Below are 20,158 nucleotides of genomic sequence, written 5' to 3'. Positions count from 1 at the left end.
CGTTCCCATGATCACGACATTGGCCTACCTCTTCCCCCACACCGGTCTAGGGACCGTGACCGCCTACCCCCTTAGCCCAGACTTCTCCGCCGCCTGGCAAAGGCTCCCCGGCTACAACGACACCGATACCGGATCCAAGAAGCGCTTCAAACAGCCGCCCTACGCTGGTCTGGCCTCAGCTCTCAGTGCGGTCACCGGTCAACCGGTAGTGCTGATGCCCAACACCTACCATCACGTCGACACGGACGAGATCACCCCCATGGTGGCGATCACCACCGACCCCATCGACCCCCGGTTGATGGCCGGCGCGGTCCGCACCTGGGAACGATTGGTGCGCAAGGGAGACGACGCCAACATGTTGGCGCCCCTCCTGAGCGAAGCCGACATCGAACGCTACGAACTCGCCTCCTTCGTCCGGAATTCGCAGGAGGGCAGGCCCGTTGCCCCCGGGTGGTTCTACCACGTCGCCACCTGGTCCTTCGCCCAACGCCTCGCCCGAAAACCCCTCACCCTCAGCCGCGAGGGAAAGACCGTCAACGTAACGTGGAGAATGGACACCCAGGGCAGTCTGTGGTCATGGGATCTGCCAACGCATAACGAGACCCTGCGCCCCAAACGCGTGGGATTCGCGATGCACAAGCTGGATTTCCGCGTCATCACTCTGCCTGGGGAGCCACTCTTCGCCGTCCACGTCATTCCGACATTCACCCGACTTGCCACCCATTGGGCTCGCACCCGCACCGTCGTGCTCGATCGAGGTAAGCAGGCCCTACTACGGCTCCCCGTGGGCCATCGCCCCCTCGCGGCACGAGACGGGGACGACAAACCGCAGTGGGAGGCGTACCCACGCAACTTCGCCGCCGAGATCGTCCAGGAGTGCGGGCTGGAACTGATCGACCTTCCCTCCAACGAAGAACTGGCAGTCCTAGGCGGATCAGGTCGCGTCCTCCTACCCGGTCCGCAGGAATACCCCATCGGCAAGGGGGTGGGAACACGCTTCATCAAGACGCTCTCCGAGCACATCACCGACACGGTCAAGCGCCCCCGTATCACCCCCGTGGTCTTCACGCCCGCTTCAAAGAAGAAGCTCGTCCGCCCCATGACCGGGCAACTGCGTCCAGAAGACATCGAGCACGCCATCCGCGCCACAGGGTACGAGAAGGTCCGAATCCTCGTGCTTTATAGCGAGGGCTTCACTCGCAAGCGCGTCAGCACGGCGCTCGCTGCCTACACCTCAACACCCGACCAACCAGTGGAGTGCGCTGATCGCACCGACCATCAGCTCTCGGAAAACCTGTACGCCCATTTCCGCCGCATACCAGCGATCGACTCTCCCCAACCGGTCGTGTGGCACAAGGAGTTGGCCCCTCTGCACACGCTGTTCCGCGACGGCATGCTCACCGGAGCCCTGGTCGAGACCGTGTGGACGCCCAAGCCCACCAAGAAGCAGCGCGAGGACAAGACCGCCTCCCACGACCACAAGCGAGACCTGCGGCGCAGCCTCTACAGCGAGGGCGTCGTCTCCCAGTTCCTCGCCCGCAAGGACCCACCCGAACCCAAGGAGGAGGAACCCACCGAAACCATCGACCTCGGATCGGACACCGACGCCTCCGAGGCCGCCAAGAATCGCGAGAAGAAGGATCACCCAGCGATCAACGCAACGCGTGACCTGCTCTTTCGCCTCGGTGCCATAGACCACCGGCTGCCCGAAGCCGTGCGGATGGACGACGAAGCGATCCTGGTCGGTATCCACCTACGCCAACAGCGCAAGAGCACCCGCACTCCGCGGGGAGCCAACCAGACACAAATGGTCGAGGTCCTCACCGCTGTGCACACCAGCGCTCATCCGGAGATCCCTTGGCGAACCACGACCTACGATCCGACCACCAACGACTGGCTGCTCCAGGCCAAAGCCGAGGCCGCCTTCGGGCAAGGCCCTATCGGCCAGGACGGCCACGCACGCCATGAGAAAGGTGCCGAGAAAGTACGCGACCAGGTCGAGGCGGCACTGCGCACCCTACCGACCAACCGTCCCCTGATCATCTTCGTCGACGCCGAGGCATGCCGGACCATCTGGCCCGGCTTGCAACACCAGTCACTCGGGCAGGGGGCTCTGCCCGGTGATCCTCTGCGCAGGAACGGAAGGTCAATCGCGGTGGTCTCGGTCAACACCTCCTACAGCGAGGTTCCCGTACCAGTCGAGAACACCGCGCGCAGCCGGTCGACCCTCATACGGCCGGCGAACCCCCAGGACTACCTCTACCGCCGCACCTCCAGCACCGGCGTCACGACCTGGTACATCGCCCAAGCCTCACGCACCTACCAGGGCTTCGGCTCTGACGGTCGTGTCGGCGGCCTCTATACCCGCTTCACCCTCCCTGATACAGACCGTCGCGTTCACCTGAAGAAGGACTGGCACGGCTTCACCGCGGTTCAGTTTCTCATCGCTGACTGTGGAGGACGCTCGGAACAGGAACTGGCGACCCTTGCCGCACAGCTGTGCCACCAGTCTGCGGCCTGGGACTGGCGTACCCGCCATCCATACCCCCTCCACGTCGCTGGTGCCGTTGACCGAGCTCATCCCGAATACCGAGGGCCATCCCTGGACGACACCAACCCGCACAATGAGTAAGCACAGTGGCCCACCCGATCATGTCTTATGAGGCGGCGTGAATTTCTCTCGCCTCCGCCATCTCAGGTCACCCTGGTGACGGCAGAGCATGATCACTTAGAAAGGGTGCAGAAGGATCGGCAATGGGAGGCAGTCCCGGCACACCAGTCTCGAAGAAACCCGGCACGCAATGCTGTATGCGGACCGTGGATATCACCACGACCGCTACCGCCATCATCCTCTAAAAACGGGTACTCGCTTTGTGTTACTACCCCTTATCACTCCTCTTCCTCAGGGGGGATCGGGGCATCAAACACATCGACGGCGAATTCCGAGGTCAGTGTGCCCTCGGGGTCGTCGCTGCTCCCGTGAGCGAACGTGTGGATACGCACGTACTTACCCTGCCGAGATGCCTGGTCTGCGATGGCGAGCGCCGCGCGAGCTGGATGTCCACCGGTAGGTTCGCGCGAGGTCCAAGCCCTGATGGTCCTCATGCCCTCCGGCAGTGGCCAGCTGCGTGGCTCAGCGCTGGCCGGAACGAACGCCTCTTCCGAGCGCATCTCGAAGCTCCAGCCGATGTCTCCGTCACTGCGGACCTCGTTCGAGACGCGGATCCCGAATCCCATCATGTAAGCCGCATCGAGGAACTCGACCAGTTCCTCGGGATTGTCGCTGAAGTAGAGCTGGCGGACGACACTGATGGGCCCCATATCGGTGTAGCCATGGGGGTCGGGCTTGCCAACGTCGTGGAGGCAACGGCGGACGGCAGTCTGCACCGGCGCGGGGAGCCGTTCCAGCACGCCATTCACATCATCTTCTCGGCCTTCGAAGAGGCGGAGATTGAGGGCATCCACCAGTTCCTCAGTGATCAGAGTCTGGTCGGCGGACAAGGTGGTGACGGCGCGGAGACGGTGATCGCCGTCGATGGTGAGCGCGAAGATACGTGCCTTGGTCGGGGTGTGGTGGGCAACGAATCGTTCGATGTACACGAATGTCCTCTGTGTAGGCCACACAGGCGCACACAAGCACGCCCATGGAGGGAGGAAAAGTCTGAAGAGGCGTGTCGGCCGAGGTACGTGCCCGCCGCGTTGCCGTTGGCCCGTGTCAGTCCGGGTACAGCCCGAACCGCTTGGAGCAGAATCCCAGCATTACACACCCATCCGCGTTCTGAAAGCCTACGGCCTGTTGAGACCGAGATTCACCCGAGGAGATGGCGCAGCGCCACAGCGATGACCCCAGTCTGCGGCATGCGCTGCTGGCCTCGATCCGCACCATCACGCTGGACCCGGTACGGCCCGCCCCGGATCTGTTGAGGACCTCCTCCTCGAGATCGAAGGATGTGCAACGCTCTTCCACGAACACGCAGACCAGCTCAATGAGACCTTCGGCGGGCCGATAGAACTTCCCGAGACCGACCCGGACAACGATGAAATGGACCAGGAAGACTGGGAGGCCTACGATCAGGAGATCCGCGAGCGGTTCGTCGCCCTGGTTCGTGTCGAAGCCGAAAACAACCGGGACCGGCTTCTCTGACGCGGGAGTAGCGTTCTCGCGAGGACCTCGCGAGGTGCCATCGGACGCCGCCAACCGGCCGTGTGTGCTCCGTTCGCGCTCCGCGGTTTTGGACCGGGACGACACCGGGCGGCACGACATGGCACCGGATGGCACGGCGGATTGGATGGGGTGGCATGAAACGGTACGTAGCGACACGGGGCGGCACGAAACCAGCGAACTTCTAATCCGATGGTCGCAGGTTCGAATCCTGCCGGGTGCACCGTTCCAGACATTGCGCGAACCTTCGCCGCTGAGGCGGCTGGGGGCGCGTTCATACTGGTCAAGACTCTGAAGACGGGCTGAACACGCCGAGGCCCGGTGATGCGCACCTCGGCGACGAGACTCTGCACCAAGCTCTTCTTCGTCGCCGGGTTTCCGTTGGCGAAGGCATGCTGTATCTGCGTACGCATCGCGCTGATCTCCTCTCCGGTCGGCCCCTCCTGCGGGGCCTCACACAATTCGGTCAGTTCACTCTCCCGGTGGCGCAACTGCGCCACCGTGGACGCGAGTTCGCTCAGACGCGGCCCACACACCGACTCGGGCATGGTCCCGGCCTCAAAGGCACGCAGGTACCGCTCAATGGAACCTTCAGCCGTCGTCAACTCGCTTCTCACCACGGCACGCTCCGCGACATGCTGATCACGCATCTGGCTGTGCCGTTGGGCCACCCCCTGAATGGCCTCCTCCACCAGATCACTGCGCTCGTAGGTGTCCAGCAGCGCCTGAACGACGGCCTCCTCCAGCTGGTCAGCGGGCAGCCGATCAGCGGAGCAGGTCTTCTTGCCATAGCGCAACCGGGAGTAGCAGGTGTAGTACCGGTATCGGTACTTGTTGCCCGTGGCCGCGTTGCCCAGGTAGTGCTTGTCGCACAGCGGGCAGGTGATGCGCCCCGACATCAGGTAGTCAGAGGAGTTTCCCGCCCGTTTGGTGTGGTCCTCACCGCGAGCTTGCAGGATCTCCTGCGCCGTAGCGAACAGGTCTGGGTCGACCAGCAAAGGATGAGAGTCGGGATAGTAGACCTCGCGGAAGAACACCTCACCCAGGTAGGCGCGGTTGCGCAGGACGGTGAGTACCGCGTCCCTGCTCCAGGGCCTGCCGTTCTTGGTGCGATACCCGTGTTCGTTGAGCTGGGTCGCGATCTCCTTGGCCCCCACGCGTTGGTGCACGTAGGTGTCGAAGATCCGTGGCGGGATGGGTGCTTCGTCTTCCTTGACGGCGAGTTTTCCGCTGGTGGGGTCCACGAGATAGCCGTAGGGACGTGACCCGCCGCACCACTCGCCGCGCGCGGCCTTGCGTTCCATCCCGTTGATGACGCGGTCGATGATGGTGGCGCGTTCGAACTCGGCGAAGACGGCCAGCATCTGCACCATCATGCGCCCCGCCGGGGTGGTGGTGTCGAAGGGTTCGGTCGCCGAGCGGAAGGCCACCCCCGCTGAGTCCAGCTCATCAAGGAGATGGGCCAGCCCGCGTACGGAGCGCGAGAACCGGTCCACGCGGTAGACCAGCACCAGATCGAAGCGCCCAGCACGTGCGGACGCCAGGAGCTTGGCCAGCTTGGGCCGGTCGATGGTAGCTCCCGAGGCCTGCTCCGGCACGACAGTGACCAGTTCCCAGTTCTCCTGGCTTTCGATGTAGGCGCGGAGTTTGGTTTCCTGGGCCTCCAAGGAGAAGGGCTGACGTGCCTCGTCTGTGGAAATGCGGATGTACATCGCGACCCGCATGGATCTACTCACCTTTCTCGGTCCTTACGTGTGCGTACGCGACATGGGGCGTATGCGTACGCACACCCGCGGCGCAGGGCTCAGCGTCCGTTCGTGTGGTGGAGGTACTGGGTCAGCAGCTCGGTCAGGGCCTGGACCGCAGCGGCGTGCTGCTGGGGTGTGAGGGCCACGAGCTCCGCAGGGTCGACCTCGAAGCTGTCGGTGCGTGCACCCTTGCCGTGCGAACGCCTCGGTTTGTCCGCGTTCGTGGAGCTTTCAGGGTAGAGGCCCTTACCGCCTTGAGGTTCGTGTTTTAGCTGGTCAGAGGCATTTTCTTCCTGTTCGGACATAGGGGTGTCACCTTCAGGTAAGGGTGCTCGGAGAAGCCCTGTGACGTTGCCGTGCGGCACCGCTCGGCAATGCCGCGGCACGCGGTCGCTCCGGATACGTGACGGGGAGCAGGAACATGCGAGGGTTCACGGCGCCTGCCAACGGATCCGCGGGACACCTTCGGCCCGTGGCTGCCGCGGTGGATGCCAGGACTCTCGCGGCGGCAATGCCGCGACCTGTTTCCACCCGGCCGCGCGCAGAGAGGCGCCGGTCTCGTCGGCTCGTGTGTAGGTGACCAGACGCCGGTACCCCAACGCCCGCGTCGCCCTCCAGGAAGCGGCATAGAGCATCGAGCAGGCATTGGACGTGCCGTCGCTGGCCATGCGAGTGACTTCGAGAGTGCGGCCGTCGTCCAGACCCCGAGCGACGGGCCGCCCCACCACCGCCACGGCGACCAGGACACCGTTCTCACCGACGACACCGAGACTGAACTTGTGGCCTCGCGGCGGTTTGAGGTGGCGGTGCCACACCTCGATGAACGCCTTCGCTTCGACCAACGGCACCGGGATCAGGGACAGCTTCATCCGCCACCTCCGGTGCACTCAGCCAGGAGGTGCCGGACGGCATGGGCGGCCTGTTGCGGCACCACGCCGTTGCCGAGGATTTGGAGCTGGGCGGTGCGCCGCAACCCGAGGTCCGGGTCGGTGACCCACCCTCCGGGGGGTCCATCCTCCACTTGACCATGGCGGCACCCAGCCGGGGCTGTCCTCGGGTGCCGCGCCCGGTCGGCGGTGGTGCCGTCCGCCCGAACACCGTTTCCCATCGGTGGACGGCGGCTGCGTAGTCGCCCCATGCGTACACGAACGGCGGCTCTGCGTACGCAGTGCCGTCTCCGGGTTGCCGGCGTGCGTACCGATGACCGCGGAGGGAGGAGCCGAGTGACGTGGGGGTCGTTGTCGGCGACCCAGGCCAGGCGGGCGCTGCCTCCCAGTGCCGCGGCCACGCCCATGTCGAGTCCGGCATAGCCAGTGCACATCGACCCGATCGAAACTTCCTCGCCCTCAGGGCCCAACAGTGGGTCCGGCAACAGCGTCGCGGTCATCGCCCGCCCCCTCCTTCGAGCGTCGTGCCGCTCCCGTCACCGCGGCATGCCCACGGCTTGCAACCCTCCGGGGCGAAACCGGTGTCAGGGGTGAGGTCAACCTGGTCCAGGGGGACCCGGTCGGGGTGGAGGAAGTAGGTGGTGCCGAGCGGCATGCCGCGCAGTGCCGGGTTCGGGTGGCCGTGCCGCAGCGTCGTGTCCACCGCTACCGCTTGCGCGAACCCCTCCGGGTCGGTAGCCCGCAGGTGGGCCCAGCCGTGATCGCTCCGGTTGGGGCATGCCACGCAGGCCAAGTCCGATGCTTCTCCGAGTCCGTGGTGGTGGAGGAAGGCGCGGCAGTCCCGGGCGGTCCAGCCGATCTCGGCCAGGGGATACCGGAAAACCACGAAGGGCGGCCCCGCAGGGACCTGATACGTGTGGTCGACGCCGAGCCCCACCGCGCATTCGGCGACGATCCCGTCAGGGAGCGTGCTTTGGCGCGGGTAGCCGAGAAGGCGACGGATGAGGTGGGTCAGGGCCTGGGCTTGGCGGCGCGCACACCCCTGGGGCAGGCGCCCGGGGATGCCGTCAGCGGTGAGGGTGAACAGCGGCAACGGGCACGGCAGGAGGCTGCCGAGGCTGTCTTGGGCAACGCTGCCGGTGTCGGCGCGGGCCCACTCCATGGCGGCATCGGTGGCGATGGGGCGCAGCGTGTCCAGGTAGCGGTAGGTGTGGGTGGGATACCACCCGGTGTCGGGGGCCAGCACGGCGTCGAACCTGGGGAGCGCGCCGTGGGCGGCCAGAACGAGCAGGGTGGTTGCTCCGGGGCTGCCGTCCAGCAGCAGTAGCCGTCGGCGTGGAAGGGTGCGTTGGCTCATCGTGTTTCGGTCGGCTGGGGTTGTCGAACGCCTCACTGATCAAGAGGAACAGGACGGGCGTTTTCGCTCATTGCCTTAGAAGAAATACGTACGCCGTGCGTACGCACAGGCCCTCATCGCGTCCTTGTTCGGTGTTCTACTCGGGCCTTTAAGCACTCTTGCGAGCAGATGGCTTACGCAAATCTGTGGGCAACCTCCGCAGAAGCGTGAGCAGTTCTCCGTGCTGATCTTCTGCTCATTTTATGCGTCGTGGGTTGTGCTCCATGGGACTCCCGTTTCCTCGAAGGGAGTTCAACGATGGTGCACTCAGACCAACCGTTCGTGGTTCTTGGGAAATCGGTCGCTCTGCTCACCGCCGATCCCGCCCAGCCGACTCTGTCCACCGCCGAGCTGAACGAGGTCGACGCCCCCGCGCTGACGGCCTCGGAGGTGATCACGGTGCTGCGTCATGGGCCGGGCACGGCCGCCGATGCGCTCTGGCACCGGGTGTTCGCGCTCTCCCGCGCGGGTGAGGCGACCTGGACGGTGATCGCTGCTGGGGCGATGTTGCCGCGGATGGTCATCGCGTGCCGGTTCGGCCGTGTGCCCGCACAGCAGATCGCTGATGTGGAGGCGGAGATGCTGGTCGCTCTTCTGGAGCAGGTGCGGTCCATCCCCGCTGGGGTGGGGGATGTGGGGGCGCGGCTGTGGTCGGCGGTGGCCAACACCGCCTACCGGTGCGGCTACCGCCATGCCCGTGATGCCCGCCGGTCCACCCGGTGGGATCCCGACACGTTCACCCCTGATCGTGTGATGGATGGGCGGGGCGCGGTCACCGTGTTGGCCGCGATGGTGGCCGGCGGTGTCCTGACTCCGGTGGAGGCGGACCTGGTCGCCCGTACCCGCCTGGAGCGCACCACGTTGGCCACGGTCGCCGAGGAGTTGGGTCTGACCTATATCACCGCTCGCCGCTGGCGTCGCGCCGCCGAGGAGAAGGTGGCGGTCTCCCTGTCTGCAAAGAAAATCGCCGGAGCAGATGAGCGCGATCGCGCCCTGAATTCCTCTTGATGGGTGAGGAGAGATCTCTCCTCCCTCGCAAGGGGATCACCACAGCCGGGGCGAAGAAGGTATCGAACGCCCACCACCGGAACCCCTAGGGAAAGGAGTTGTCGGCCCTTCGCCCCGGCCCGTGGTCCGCGTGTTCTCCCCACACTTTCGCGGGGCTTCACCGAATTGAGGTGGCGATTATGCAGGCCCTCAAGAATGGCGTCCGACTAGGGGTGATCTGCGCGCTGGCCGCAGCCATTGTCGTGGTCTCCGCTGACCTGTGGCCCGCCTGGGCGCAGGAGGAGAACCCCGGGGTCAGCGATCTGGACACGGTGATCAGCAACATCCGCAACTGGCTGGTCGGCCTGCTGGTGGTACTGGCGACACTGCTGCTGACCGTCGGCGGATTGCGCTACCTACTGGCCGGTGGTGACCCGGGCGAGGTCAACAAGGCCAAGGACACACTCAAGTACGCGGCGATGGGTTATCTGGTGGCGATCCTGGCCCCAATCCTGGTCGAGATCCTGCGCGGGTTCGTGGGGCTGTGATGGCACAGCGTTGCTGGCCCCTACTTCTCACCGCCGGTGTCAGCGCGGTGATCCTGCTGGGCTCACCCGCTGGCGCCCAGGCGCTGCCGCTTCCCACTGAGGTGGCACAGGATGCGCCCGAGCCTGCCCCCACCGACCCTGAGGAGTGCGGGCCACTGGACTACGGGTGTCGCGTCACCGTGGGTTTCTATCAGTGGGTCGCGGGGTTTATCGCGGACGCCGTGGAATTCACGATCACGCTGGCGGCCCTGCCCGCACTGGCCACACCACCGCCCACCCAGGGGGTCCGGACCGCCTGGGGTGAAACCCTCACCGTCGCCAACAGCTCCTACGTCCTGGTGGTCGTGGCCGCCGGGATCTTGCTGATGTCCTACCAGAGCGTGCAGACCTCCGCCGGGGTCAAAGAGGTGCTGCCCAGGCTGGTGCTCGGCTTCGTCGCCGCCAACAGCTCTTTCCTCCTGACCGAGATGATGCGCGAGCTGGCCAACGGGATCGCGGTGAACATGCTCGACGGAGCCGCGAACGTCGACAGCATCTCCGAAACGATCCGCCGGGTCCTGGGCAACCCCCAGGGCGAAGCCCTCGTGATGCTGCTGCTCATGCTGATCGGCTCGTTGCTGGCCTTCTTCTTCATGCTCGCCGCCATCGTGCGGATCGTGCTCTGGATCCTCCTGACCGCGGTGGCACCGCTCGCGCTGGCCGGTCACGCGCTCCCCCAGACCGACGGGATCGCCCGCCTGTGGTGGCGTGCGATGGGCGCGCTGGTGGTCATCCAGATCGCCCAGGCCATCGTGCTGCGCCTGATGGTGACCCTGTTCCTGTCCCGTGACGCCGCCCCCAACTTCATTGAGGCTGCCCAGGGCGTCATCGACGTCCTGTTGATCATCTGCTGCATGTACGTGCTCGTACGCATCCCCTTCTGGGCGTTCAAACGAGTGTTCAACTACCAGTCGTCCCCACTGGTGCGTGTGGCCCAGGTCGCGGCGAGCCTGCTGGTGTTCCGCAACATCGGTCGGGCTTTCTCCGCCGCGAAGACGGGCGGGAAGGCCGGGCGCGCTGTCGCCTCCGGTTCCGCTGGGCGAGTCGGCGCCTCACCTTCGCCGGGCCCCCTGCGGCGCCCCCGGTGGGTCCAACCCGAGCTGCCGAACTTCTCTGGGCGTTTGCCGTACCGGCAGGACCCGATCTCGGGGATGGACCGGCGAATCGACCGCGGCCAGCAGGCCCGGCTGCGTGAGCGGCGCCGCTACCACCAGCCCGAGCTGCCCCGCCCGCCCCGGGTGCCGTCTCCACGGTGGCGACAGGAGCCGTTGCCGCACTGGGAGGAACCCGTACCGCGCCAGGAGATGTTGCCGCAGGCCCGCACCCTGCCCCCGCCCCGGCCGCGCCCGCAACAGGACGCCCTGTTCCCCGCGCCTGCCCGTCCCCGTCGAAGGAGGCCCTGACATGTCGCGTGTGCGAATGCCCGCTGATGTGGAGCGCGAGGACAAGATCCTCGCCGGGTTGACCGCGAGGCAGCTGGTGATCATCGGGGTACCCGCGATCGGGTTGTGGGCCGCCTACAGCGCCCTCACCCCCGTGGTGCCGCCGTTGGTGTTCGTGGCCGCGGCGGTTCCGGTGATGGGGGCAGCCGTCGCGGCGGCCCTGGTACGCAGGGACGGACTGAGTTTGGATCGGCTGATCCTGGCCGCGTGGCGTTTCGCCCGCTCCCCCAAGCGGCGTGCGACCGACGCCCACCAAGCCACCCCGCTGCCGTCATGGATCGACGCCACCACCCCACCACTACCGTCCCCACTGGACCTGCCGGTACGGGCCATCACCGACGACGGGATCCTCGACCTGGCCGAACACGGATCCGCTGTCCTCGTCTCGTGCAGCACGGTGAGTTTCGCGCTGCGCACCCCCTCCGAGCAGGCCGGGCTGGTGAACGGATTCGCCGCCTACCTCAACTCCCTCCAAGCCCCCGCCCAGTTCCTGGTGCGCGCGCAGTCCATCCGACTGGACCCGTTGGTCGACGCCCTGGACCGGGCGGCACCGGAGCTGCCGCACCCGGCACTGGAGCGTGCCGCCCGCGACCACGCCGACTACCTCGCCGAACTAGCCCAGACCCGCGACCTCCTCCGGCGGCAGATCATCCTGGTCCTGCGGGAGAGCGGCGGCAATGCCGCCCATGCCGCGGTCACGGTGCGGCGCCGAGCCGACGACGCCGTCCGTTCCCTGGCCGCCGCCGGATCACGCGCGGTGGTGCTCACCGGCCCCCAGGTTGCCGCGGTGCTCGCCTCGGCTGCCGACCCCTCCAGCCGTCACGTGCCACCCGAAGGACTGTCCAGTCCAAGCGCGGTCATCACCGGCCCTGTCACCGAGAAGGAGCAGTAGTGCGCAAGAGCAAGAGCAGGGAAACAACGTCCTCACCTGATGGGGTGGGGCCCCTGGTCGCCCAGGTGGAAATCGCTCCACGTCACCTGCGCGTGGGGGGTGGGGTGAGCGCGAGCTGGGCCATCACCGGCTACCCGGCCGAGGTCGGCTACGGCTGGCTGGAACCGGTGCTCACCTACCCCGGTCGACTCGACGTGTCACTACACATCGAGCCGATCCCCCCGCAGACCGCCGCCGACCGGCTGCGCCGGCAGATGTCCAAGCTCGAAGCCTCCAGCCGCACCACCGCGGAGAAGGGGAAGCTGGAGGATTTCGAGGCGGAGGTCGCCGCCGAGGACGCCCGGGAGATGGCCGCCAGCCTCGCACGCGGTGAGGGCAAACTCTTCCGGGTCGGGCTCTACCTCACCGTGCACGCCACCTCCGAGGAAGCCTTGGCCGAAGAGGTCGACCACGTCCGCTCCCTGACCGCGTCGATGCTCCTGGACGCCCGACCCGCGTCCTACCGCCAACTCCAGGGGTGGGTGTCCGCGCTGCCTGTGGGAGTGGACCTGCTGGAGCAACGGCGCAGCATGGACACCTCAGCTCTCGCCGCCAGCTTTCCGTTCGCCAGCCCGGACCTGGCCGTGCAGACCACCGACCGCGCGGTCCTGTATGGCCTCAACTCCACCTCCTCGGGAGTGGTGGTGTGGGACCGGTGGTCGATGGACACCTACAACTCCGTCGTCCTGGCCAGGAGTGGTTCGGGCAAGTCCTACTTCTGCAAACTGGACCTGCTGCGCTCCCTCTACTCCGGGGTGACCGCGGCCGTCATTGACCCCGAAGACGAGTACACGCGGCTCACCCAAGCAGTCGGTGGAACCGTGATCCGCCTCGGTGCGCCCGGTGTGCACCTGAACCCCCTGGACCTGACGGTGGACCACTCCGCCGCACGCGACGCGGTCTCTCGCCGGGCGTTGTTCCTGCACACCCTGATGGCGGTGATGCTCGGCGGCACCCTATCCGCACGGCAGCGAGCCGCCCTGGACCGGGCCCTGGTCACTACCTACCGCAAGGCTGGAATCACGGCGACGGAGTCGACCTGGACGCGACCCGCCCCGCTGCTGGCGGACCTGGTCGCCACCCTCAAGGACGATGGTGACGAGCACGCCCAGGACCTGGCCGTACAGCTGGTTCCGTACGTGTCCGGGAGCTACGCCGAACTGTTTCGCGCCCCCACCACCCAACGACCCGCAGGTCATCTGGTGTCGTGGTCGCTGCGCGCGCTGCCCGACGAACTCAAAGCCGTCGGGACGCTCCTGGCCCTGGACTCGATCTGGCGCACCGTGGCCGACAGCGATGCCACCCACCCGCGCATGGTGCTCGTGGACGAGGCCTGGCTGCTCATGTCCGAACCCGAAGGCGCGAAGTTCCTGTTCCGGCTGGCCAAGGCCGCCCGGAAACGGTGGACGGGTCTCACCGTGGCCACCCAGGACGCCGCCGACGTTCTCGGGAGCGAGTTGGGCAAGGCCGTGGTCGCCAACGCGGCGACGCAGATCCTGATGCGCCAAGCACCTCAGGCCATCGAGGAAGTCGCCCGGGCCTTCAACCTCTCCGAGGGCGAGCAGCAGTTCCTTCTCACCGCCTCGCGGGGGGACGCCCTGCTGTGCAGCGGCACTGACCTGCGGGTGGCCTACCGGGTGGTGGCCAGCGACGCCGAGCACGCCCTGGTCACCACCAACCCGGCCGAACTCACGCACCAACCTCCCGCGGACCAGGACCTCGCAGGTCCTTCGACCCTCGGCGACGACGAGGAGGACTTCCTGTGACCAGCTGGCTCATCCAACTGGACGAGATCCCTGCCGCGTTAGGAGCCCTCCTGGCCGGGGTGGTGCTCTCCCACGGCCTCGCGCTCGCCGCAGCCCTGCCGATCACGGTGACAGGGCTCGTCCTTGTTCGCCACCTCGCGAGGTGGGCGCGCCAGCGTTCCTGGATGCGTGGCGCACGCCTGGTCGACATCCTGCCCCCGCCACAGAGCGACCTGGCCGGGGCTGAGGACCTGTGGCGTCAAATACTGGGGACACTGCGCCCGGCCTGGAAACGTGTGCTCTTCGGGCAACCGCACCTGGCGTGGGAGTACGCCATGAGCGTGCACGGGCTGCGCATCCGCATGTGGGTGCCCGGCCCCCTGCCACCCGGGATGGTCGAACGCGCCATCTCCTCCGCCTGGCCCGGAGCCTCGACCACCACCCGACCCATCGCGCCCACACGCAGTGGCGTGTACGCCCACGCGGGTTCGGTCCGCCTCGCCCGCCCCGACCACTACCCCATCAAGGACAAGTTCGAGGAAGACCCGCTGCGGGCCCTCATCGGCGCCGCCGGAGACCTGACCGGTGACGAGCAGGTCCTGGTCCAGGTGGGGGTACGGCCGATCACCGGGCGTCGGCTGCGCCGCGCCAACCGGGCAGCGGCCTCGCTGCGCTACGACTACACGCCCAACAGCAGCGTGTTCGACGCCATCACACCCGGACATCACCGGGCGGCGAACCTGCTGGCGCTGCGGCCCGAGGTCGGGCGCGAGATCCAGGCGATCCTGAACAAGTCCACCCAACCCAGGCTGGCGGCCCAGGTCCGGTACCTGGTCACCTCTGCCGGCCCCGGCGGCCAAGCCCGACAGCGGCGCCGGGGACGGTCCCACGCCCTGGCCGCCGCGTGGGCGGTCTTCAGCGGCCACAACTACTACCGGCGCCACCGGCTGCTTCTGGCGCCGCAGGTGCGGTGTCAGGCTCGCACGATGGGTGACGGTGACCTGTTGACCGCGCGTGAACTCGCGGCGCTCGCCCATCTTCCCCTGGACGAGACCGTTCCCGGGCTCCAGCGCGCATCCGCTCGGACCGTGCCACCCCCGCCCCAGGTGGCCACCGACGCCCCGAGAACCCGGGTCCTGGGCACGGCCGAGCAGAGTGAACGCCGCACCGTCGCCCAGCGCACGGCTGACGCGCGCCAGCACACCCACATCATCGGCGGTACCGGCGTCGGGAAGACCACCCTGCTCATGGGGATGGCGCTGGACGACATCACCAAGGGGCGCGGTGTGGTGGTCATCGAGCCCAAGGGCGAGAGCGACCTGTTGCTGTCCCGGATCCCCGAGTCCGCGATGGACCGGGTCATTCTCATCGACCCCGACGACGACGCGCCACCGCCGAGCCTCAATGTGCTCGGTGGCACCGACCCGGTCCGGGTGGCCGACATGGTCACCGGCATCTTCTCCCGGATCTACCGCGAGTCCTGGGGGCCGCGTACCGACGACATCCTCCGCTCCTGCTGCCTGACCCTGTCCGCCACTCCGCAGGCGTCCTTGGCCAACATCCCCCGTCTATTGGAGAACTCCAGTTTCCGCCGCCGCACCACGGCCCACCTGGCGGGGGACTCGGTGCTGGGCGGGTTCTGGCGCTGGTACGACAACCTCTCCGATCAGGCCTGCTCGCACGCGACCGCGCCCCTGCTCAACAAGTTGCGCGCCGTGCTGCTGCGCGACTTCGCCCGTGATCTGCTGGCCGCGCGCCCGCGCGAGGCGCTGGACCTGCCCGGCCTGCTCGATGACAACGCCGTGGTCATCGCCCGCCTGCCCAAGGGTGTGGTGGGTGAGGACACCGCCTCCCTGCTGGGGTCACTGGTGCTGGCCCAGACCTGGAACGCGGTGCTGTCCAGAGCACGTCAGCGCGAGGGAGACCGCCAGGACATCGGCATCTTCCTCGATGAGGCGCACAACTTCCTGACCCTGCCCTACGGGCTCGGGGACATGCTCGCCGAAGCGCGCGCCTACCGCGCCGGACTCGTGATCGCCCACCAGGACCTCGCCCAGCTCCCCCGCGATCTGCGCGAGGCCACCAGCACCAACGCCCGCTCCAAGGTCTTCTTCGACCTCAGCCCGGAAGACTCCCGGGCGCTGGTGCGCCACGTCCAGCCCGAACTGACCGAACACGACCTGTCCCACCTGGCCAGATACCAGGCGGCCACCCGACTGGTGACCGACGGAGCCCTGGCCCCCGCCTTCACCCTGCGCACCCGGCCCCTGCCTCCCCCGATCCCGGGGCGGGCCACCGCCGTGCGCAAGGCAGCCCGCGCCAACCGCACCCGACCCTGACCACCACGCCTCTTGGAGGTTGAACCGTGTCCGTCGTCCTTCGCCCCGACCACCGCGCCCCCATCCGCCCCCGCAGCTCCCCCGAGGTGATCAAGACCCTCGCCCGCCGCCTCACTGACCGCGACCGCCATCTCATGCGGCTGATCTGGCGCCACAAGGTGTTCACCACCGACCAGCTCACCGCCCTGGGGTGGAACTCCTACAACACCGCCAAACAGAGGTTGGCCACCCTGCACCGGCTTCGCGCCCTGGACCGGATCCGCCCCTGGCAGCCCCGCGGCGGCTCCCCGTGGCACTATGTGCTCGACCAGCCCGGCGCCGAGATCCTGGCCGCCGAGGACGGCAGGACCCTGCGCGAGTTCGGCTACCGGCGCGACCGCGCCCTGGCCAACGCCACCACCACCCAGCTCTCCCACACCGTGGGCGTCAACCAGGTCTTCACCGACCTGTACGCCCACACCCGCGACAAGACCAACGACGCTGACCTTGTGTGGTGGACCGAGGGTGAGTGCGCCGACCTGTGGGGCGACATCGTCCGCCCCGACGGCGGCGGGCAGTGGACCCTGGGCTCCACGTCGGTGTCCTTCTTCCTGGAGTACGACAACGGCACCGAGCGGCTGCGTCGTCTGGCCGCCAAACTCGACGCGTACCACGAGCTGGCGACGACCGCGGACGTGCGCGGGATCGTGCTGTTCCACCTGCCATCCCACACCCGTGAAGCTCACGTGCGCCGAGCGCTGGGCGCCAACACGCCCGTGCCAGTGGCCACCGCGATACACGGCGACCACCCCGCCAGGCGGGTGTGGACGCGCCTGGACGACCCGCACCTGCGCCCTCGCGAACTCACCGGCCTGGTGCCCGAGGAAGCGCACCAACCGGCCCTGTTCGACTGGAGGGACACGCGTGGCTAGCGTCGGCTGCGGACTCACCCTCGGGCTGGGGGTCCTTCTCGTGCCCGCGTTGCTGATCTCGGTGGCGGTCTCGGCCTTGGACGCCCCCGGCGCTGGGGCGCCCGACCGCGTGGAGGGGATCGACCCCACCCTGTTGCAGGCGTACGTGCGCGGCCCCGAGATCCTCGCCACCGAGGAGTACGCGCATTGCACCGGCATGCGATGGGCCGTCCTGGCTGGGATCGGCGCGGTGGAGTCCGACCACGGCGCCGCCGCCACCATCTCCCCCGACGGCGACACCGATCCGCCGTTCGTCGGGCCGCGCCTGGACGGCTCCGGTGTCGGCGGTAACCTCACCCCGCACTACGACACCGACGGCGGCCGGTGGGACGGTGACGACGAGTACGACGCCGCGGTCGGGGTGACCCAGCACCTTCCGGCGAACTGGGACAGGTACGGCGTGAGCGCCCGTGGCAGCGGGGAACCCGACCCGCACAACGTGTTCGACAGCGTGGCCTCGACCGCCGTCGAACTCTGTCAGAGCGCCCAAGGCGCACCCGTGGACTTCTCGAGCCGTGATGACCTCGAAGACGCCCTGTTCCGTTACAACCCGGCCGACTGGTACGTGGACGACGTCATGGCCGAGGTCGACCGCTACGACAGTCTGTCGGTGAGCGCTGGGGCCGAAGGCGGCAGCGAGGCCGGTCACCGCGCTGCGCGGTGGGCCTTGGAGCAGGTGGGCACACCCTACGTGTGGGGAGGAGTCGGCCCCAACGGGTTCGACTGCTCGGGACTCACCATGCGGGCGTGGGAGTCGGCGGGGGTGGATATCCCGAGGGTGACCACCGACCAGTACCAGGCCGGAACCAGGGTGGATGTGGCCGCACTTGCCCCGGGTGACCTGTTGTTCTACGACACCAGCCCCTACGCCCCGGGGGATCCGCCCACCCACGTCACCATGTACGTCGGTGAGGGGCAGATGGTCAACGCGCCTTCGACGGGCAAGGACGTGCGGGTGGAGTCCATCGAAAGTACGTTCTACGCCCCGCGGTTCATGGGGGCCGTGCGCCCCTCCCCCTGACATGGAGCCCGCCATGCCCCACCGCACGAAGAAGCACCTGATTCCACGCAACCGCTTCGTTGACGGGTATGACCTGGTCGGCTTCCCCGTCGTCCTCGCCGTCATGCTGGCCTTCTACCCCTGGCTGACCGGCACGTCGCTGACCTGGCCGCCGGTGTTGTGGCTCGCCGGGCTGACCGTCATCTCGATCGGCATGTTCCTGACGGTGCGCTACCCGCGGCGGCTCCGTCGCGGCGACGCGGAGAGCTAGATACACGGACTGACCTGCGGTGCTGGTCGCCACACCGGGATGCCCACCTCGACCCCGGTACGGTCTCCGGCACCGAGCGGAGACCGCACCGAACTCTGCCAGCCGATCTCGCGAAGGACCCTGCGTTTTCGCGTGGTCTGTGAAGCTGACGAGAAGGCACCCAGCAGCGTCTCCGGTCAGTGCGGAACTACCTCGCGCTGCGTGCGGAACACGCGAAGCCCGTCTCCACAGCGTCGGGCAGGGTGCGTGGTTCAACTGGAACCAAACGTCCGTTGGGGGGCGACACAGACGTGTCACCCCCTGATCAGATGATGTCGTTGGGGTAGGTCTCGCGCCCACTCATGCCGCATCAGGCGACGCTCGTCGCGTCGTCGGAGCCGTCGTACCTTGCAACGATCGAGGGCCCCCGATCCCTTCCAGGCCGCTGACGACCCCGCCGGGTTCCATCACGTGGCAACCTTGTGTGCGCGAGCTGGCTGCTCGCCGGCGCCAGAGCGCGCCGTTCCAGAAGGGGGCCGTATGGGCGAAGACCACATGCAGATCGGCGAGGTCGCCGAGCGCACTGGGTTGTCGCTGCGCACGATCCGCTACTACGGGGAAGTCGGGCTGGTGGAGCCGTCCGCGCGCTCCAAGGGCGGGTTTCGCCTCTACACCGGCTCTGACGTCGATCGGCTGCTGCTCATCAAGCGGATGAAGCCGCTGGATTTCAGCCTGGACCAGATGCGCGACCTGCTGGGCGCCCTCGACGTCCTGGAGGCAGGAGGGGGCACCCCGGATGAGCGCTCCGGCCTGTTGGCCCGGTTGGACTCCTTCAGCGAGGTGGCTGAGGAGCGCTGTCGCGTCCTGCGCAAGCAGTTGGACATGGCCGAGGAGTTCGCCGGTCGGCTCCAGGACCAACGTGCCCGGCTCGAAGGCGGCGCGCGGGACCGTCCGTGATGCGGCGGCGGTCGGCGTGGGATCCGGTCCGCCGCCCCGGCTCACCGCCCCGAGGGTGGTGTGTCCCGGACCTCCGGCGCGGAGGCGGTGAAGACCTCGTCGAGGCGGCCCTGGAGCTCCCCGGCGGCCTCGTCGACGCCCTGGAATCCCGAGACGACGTAGGCGGACAGGCCGGTGGCCAGTGCCAGAAGTCCGGTGGTCACGGAGCGGACGTCGCGCTCCGGGGAGAACCGGCCCCGGATCCGCGCCTCCTCCAGCAGGTCGCACAGCTCAGGGTGGAGTTCGTCGGGCCCGGAGGCGTGGGGTTGGGCGGCCAGGGCCCGGTCGGTGAGCGCGAGGGCCGCGTAGGCGGCGTGCACGCAGTAGAGGTCGGTGCTCGCCTCGTCCGTGGGCAGAAGGCCCGCCAGGATCGTGCGCACCCGCTGCTCCGGATCGTGTGGGTCCGGTAGCGCGGCCAGCTGTTCGCGCAGGCGCTGGGTGATGCGCGCGCGCAGGTGGACCAGGCCGCCCTGGAGCAGTTGCTCCTTTGTCGAAAAGTAGTACTGCACCAGGTTCACCGAGATCCCCGCCTCGGCGGCGACCTCCCGGAATCCGACGGTGTGCAGGCCGCGCGATCGGGCGCAGCGCACCAGCGCCGCCGCGATCTCGCCGCGGCGCTGCTCGTGATCGACCCGCTTGGGCATCCGACCTCCTTTTTATCGTACCGTTGTACCATGAAAAGTGTCCGGACCCGGACCCGGACCCGGGCTCGAAGCCAGACCCCGATCAGTGCCGGAG

Annotated in this window: 17 protein-coding genes; 11 read left to right on the top strand and 6 right to left on the bottom strand. The window is 67.7% G+C overall.

The window, feature by feature from the left end:
- The first annotated feature begins 7 nt into the window (after nt 1–7).
- Nucleotides 8–2,632, top strand: coding sequence for an RNaseH domain-containing protein (locus ACSIH6_RS05855; protein ID WP_435107185.1), 2,625 nt, complete (start codon nt 8–10; stop codon nt 2,630–2,632).
- 257 nt (nt 2,633–2,889) lie between these two features.
- Here ACSIH6_RS05855 and ACSIH6_RS05850 read toward each other — a convergent pair whose 3' ends face one another.
- From ACSIH6_RS05850 to ACSIH6_RS05830, 5 genes are all read right to left on the bottom strand, one after another.
- A complete protein-coding gene (locus ACSIH6_RS05850) occupies nt 2,890–3,600 on the bottom strand; it encodes a hypothetical protein (RefSeq protein WP_435107184.1) in 711 nt (236 codons plus the stop codon).
- Nucleotides 3,601–4,071: 471 nt separating this feature from the next.
- On the bottom strand, nt 4,072–5,898 hold the full coding sequence (locus ACSIH6_RS05845) for a recombinase family protein (RefSeq protein WP_435107183.1): 1,827 nt from the start codon (nt 5,896–5,898) through the stop codon (nt 4,072–4,074).
- Nucleotides 5,899–5,966: 68 nt separating this feature from the next.
- Entirely contained in the window at nt 5,967–6,215 is a 249-nt protein-coding gene (locus ACSIH6_RS05840) for a hypothetical protein (protein ID WP_435107182.1), read from the bottom strand.
- A gap of 126 nt (nt 6,216–6,341) precedes the next feature.
- A complete protein-coding gene (locus ACSIH6_RS05835; protein ID WP_435107181.1) occupies nt 6,342–6,779 on the bottom strand; it encodes an XF1762 family protein in 438 nt (145 codons plus the stop codon).
- Between the two features lie 514 nt (nt 6,780–7,293).
- Entirely contained in the window at nt 7,294–8,154 is an 861-nt protein-coding gene (locus tag ACSIH6_RS05830; protein ID WP_435107180.1) for a hypothetical protein, read from the bottom strand.
- 297 nt (nt 8,155–8,451) lie between these two features.
- Between ACSIH6_RS05830 and ACSIH6_RS05825 the strand changes: the two genes are divergently transcribed.
- The 10 genes from ACSIH6_RS05825 (at nt 8,452) to ACSIH6_RS05780 (ending at nt 19,381) form a co-directional block, all read left to right on the top strand.
- Nucleotides 8,452–9,201, top strand: coding sequence for a hypothetical protein (locus ACSIH6_RS05825; protein ID WP_435107179.1), 750 nt, complete (start codon nt 8,452–8,454; stop codon nt 9,199–9,201).
- Nucleotides 9,202–9,443: 242 nt separating this feature from the next.
- Nucleotides 9,444–9,728, top strand: a complete 285-nt coding sequence (locus tag ACSIH6_RS05820; protein WP_435107178.1) for a pilin — start codon at nt 9,444–9,446, stop codon at nt 9,726–9,728.
- Nucleotides 9,729–9,949: 221 nt separating this feature from the next.
- On the top strand, nt 9,950–11,170 hold the full coding sequence (locus tag ACSIH6_RS05815) for a TrbL/VirB6 family protein (protein ID WP_435107177.1): 1,221 nt from the start codon (nt 9,950–9,952) through the stop codon (nt 11,168–11,170).
- Between the two features lies 1 nt (nt 11,171).
- Complete coding sequence (locus ACSIH6_RS05810; RefSeq protein WP_435107176.1) at nt 11,172–12,101, top strand: PrgI family protein; 930 nt, start codon at nt 11,172–11,174, stop codon at nt 12,099–12,101.
- Nucleotides 12,101–13,906: a VirB4 family type IV secretion system protein gene (locus tag ACSIH6_RS05805; protein WP_435107175.1), complete on the top strand. Its 1,806-nt coding sequence runs from the start codon at nt 12,101–12,103 to the stop codon at nt 13,904–13,906. Before ACSIH6_RS05810 ends, ACSIH6_RS05805 begins: the two co-directional genes overlap by 1 nt.
- The gene (locus ACSIH6_RS05800) at nt 13,903–16,224 is read left to right on the top strand and encodes a type IV secretory system conjugative DNA transfer family protein (protein WP_435107174.1); all 2,322 of its coding nucleotides are present in this window, start codon (nt 13,903–13,905) and stop codon (nt 16,222–16,224) included. The genes ACSIH6_RS05805 and ACSIH6_RS05800 overlap by 4 nt, the downstream gene beginning before the upstream one ends.
- 26 nt (nt 16,225–16,250) lie before the next feature.
- Nucleotides 16,251–17,135, top strand: coding sequence for a replication-relaxation family protein (locus ACSIH6_RS05795; protein WP_435107173.1), 885 nt, complete (start codon nt 16,251–16,253; stop codon nt 17,133–17,135).
- A complete protein-coding gene (locus ACSIH6_RS05790; RefSeq protein WP_435107172.1) occupies nt 17,128–18,195 on the top strand; it encodes a C40 family peptidase in 1,068 nt (355 codons plus the stop codon). The genes ACSIH6_RS05795 and ACSIH6_RS05790 overlap by 8 nt, the downstream gene beginning before the upstream one ends.
- Before the next feature lie 13 nt (nt 18,196–18,208).
- Nucleotides 18,209–18,445 carry a hypothetical protein gene (locus ACSIH6_RS05785; RefSeq protein WP_435107171.1) on the top strand — a complete coding sequence of 79 codons (237 nt, stop codon included), beginning with the start codon at nt 18,209–18,211 and terminating at the stop codon, nt 18,443–18,445.
- A gap of 519 nt (nt 18,446–18,964) precedes the next feature.
- Nucleotides 18,965–19,381, top strand: a complete 417-nt coding sequence (locus ACSIH6_RS05780; RefSeq protein ID WP_435107170.1) for a MerR family transcriptional regulator — start codon at nt 18,965–18,967, stop codon at nt 19,379–19,381.
- Between the two features lie 41 nt (nt 19,382–19,422).
- On the opposite strand, the gene ACSIH6_RS05775 is transcribed toward ACSIH6_RS05780, so the two are convergent.
- Entirely contained in the window at nt 19,423–20,064 is a 642-nt protein-coding gene (locus tag ACSIH6_RS05775; RefSeq protein ID WP_435107169.1) for a TetR/AcrR family transcriptional regulator, read from the bottom strand.
- Nucleotides 20,065–20,158: the final 94 nt, after the last annotated feature.

The organism is Nocardiopsis synnemataformans (genome assembly GCF_965343085.1).
Lineage (GTDB): Bacteria > Actinomycetota > Actinomycetes > Streptosporangiales > Streptosporangiaceae > Nocardiopsis > Nocardiopsis alborubida.
Note: the sequence above shows the minus strand (reverse complement) of the source record. Positions and strands in the feature narration are given on the sequence as shown.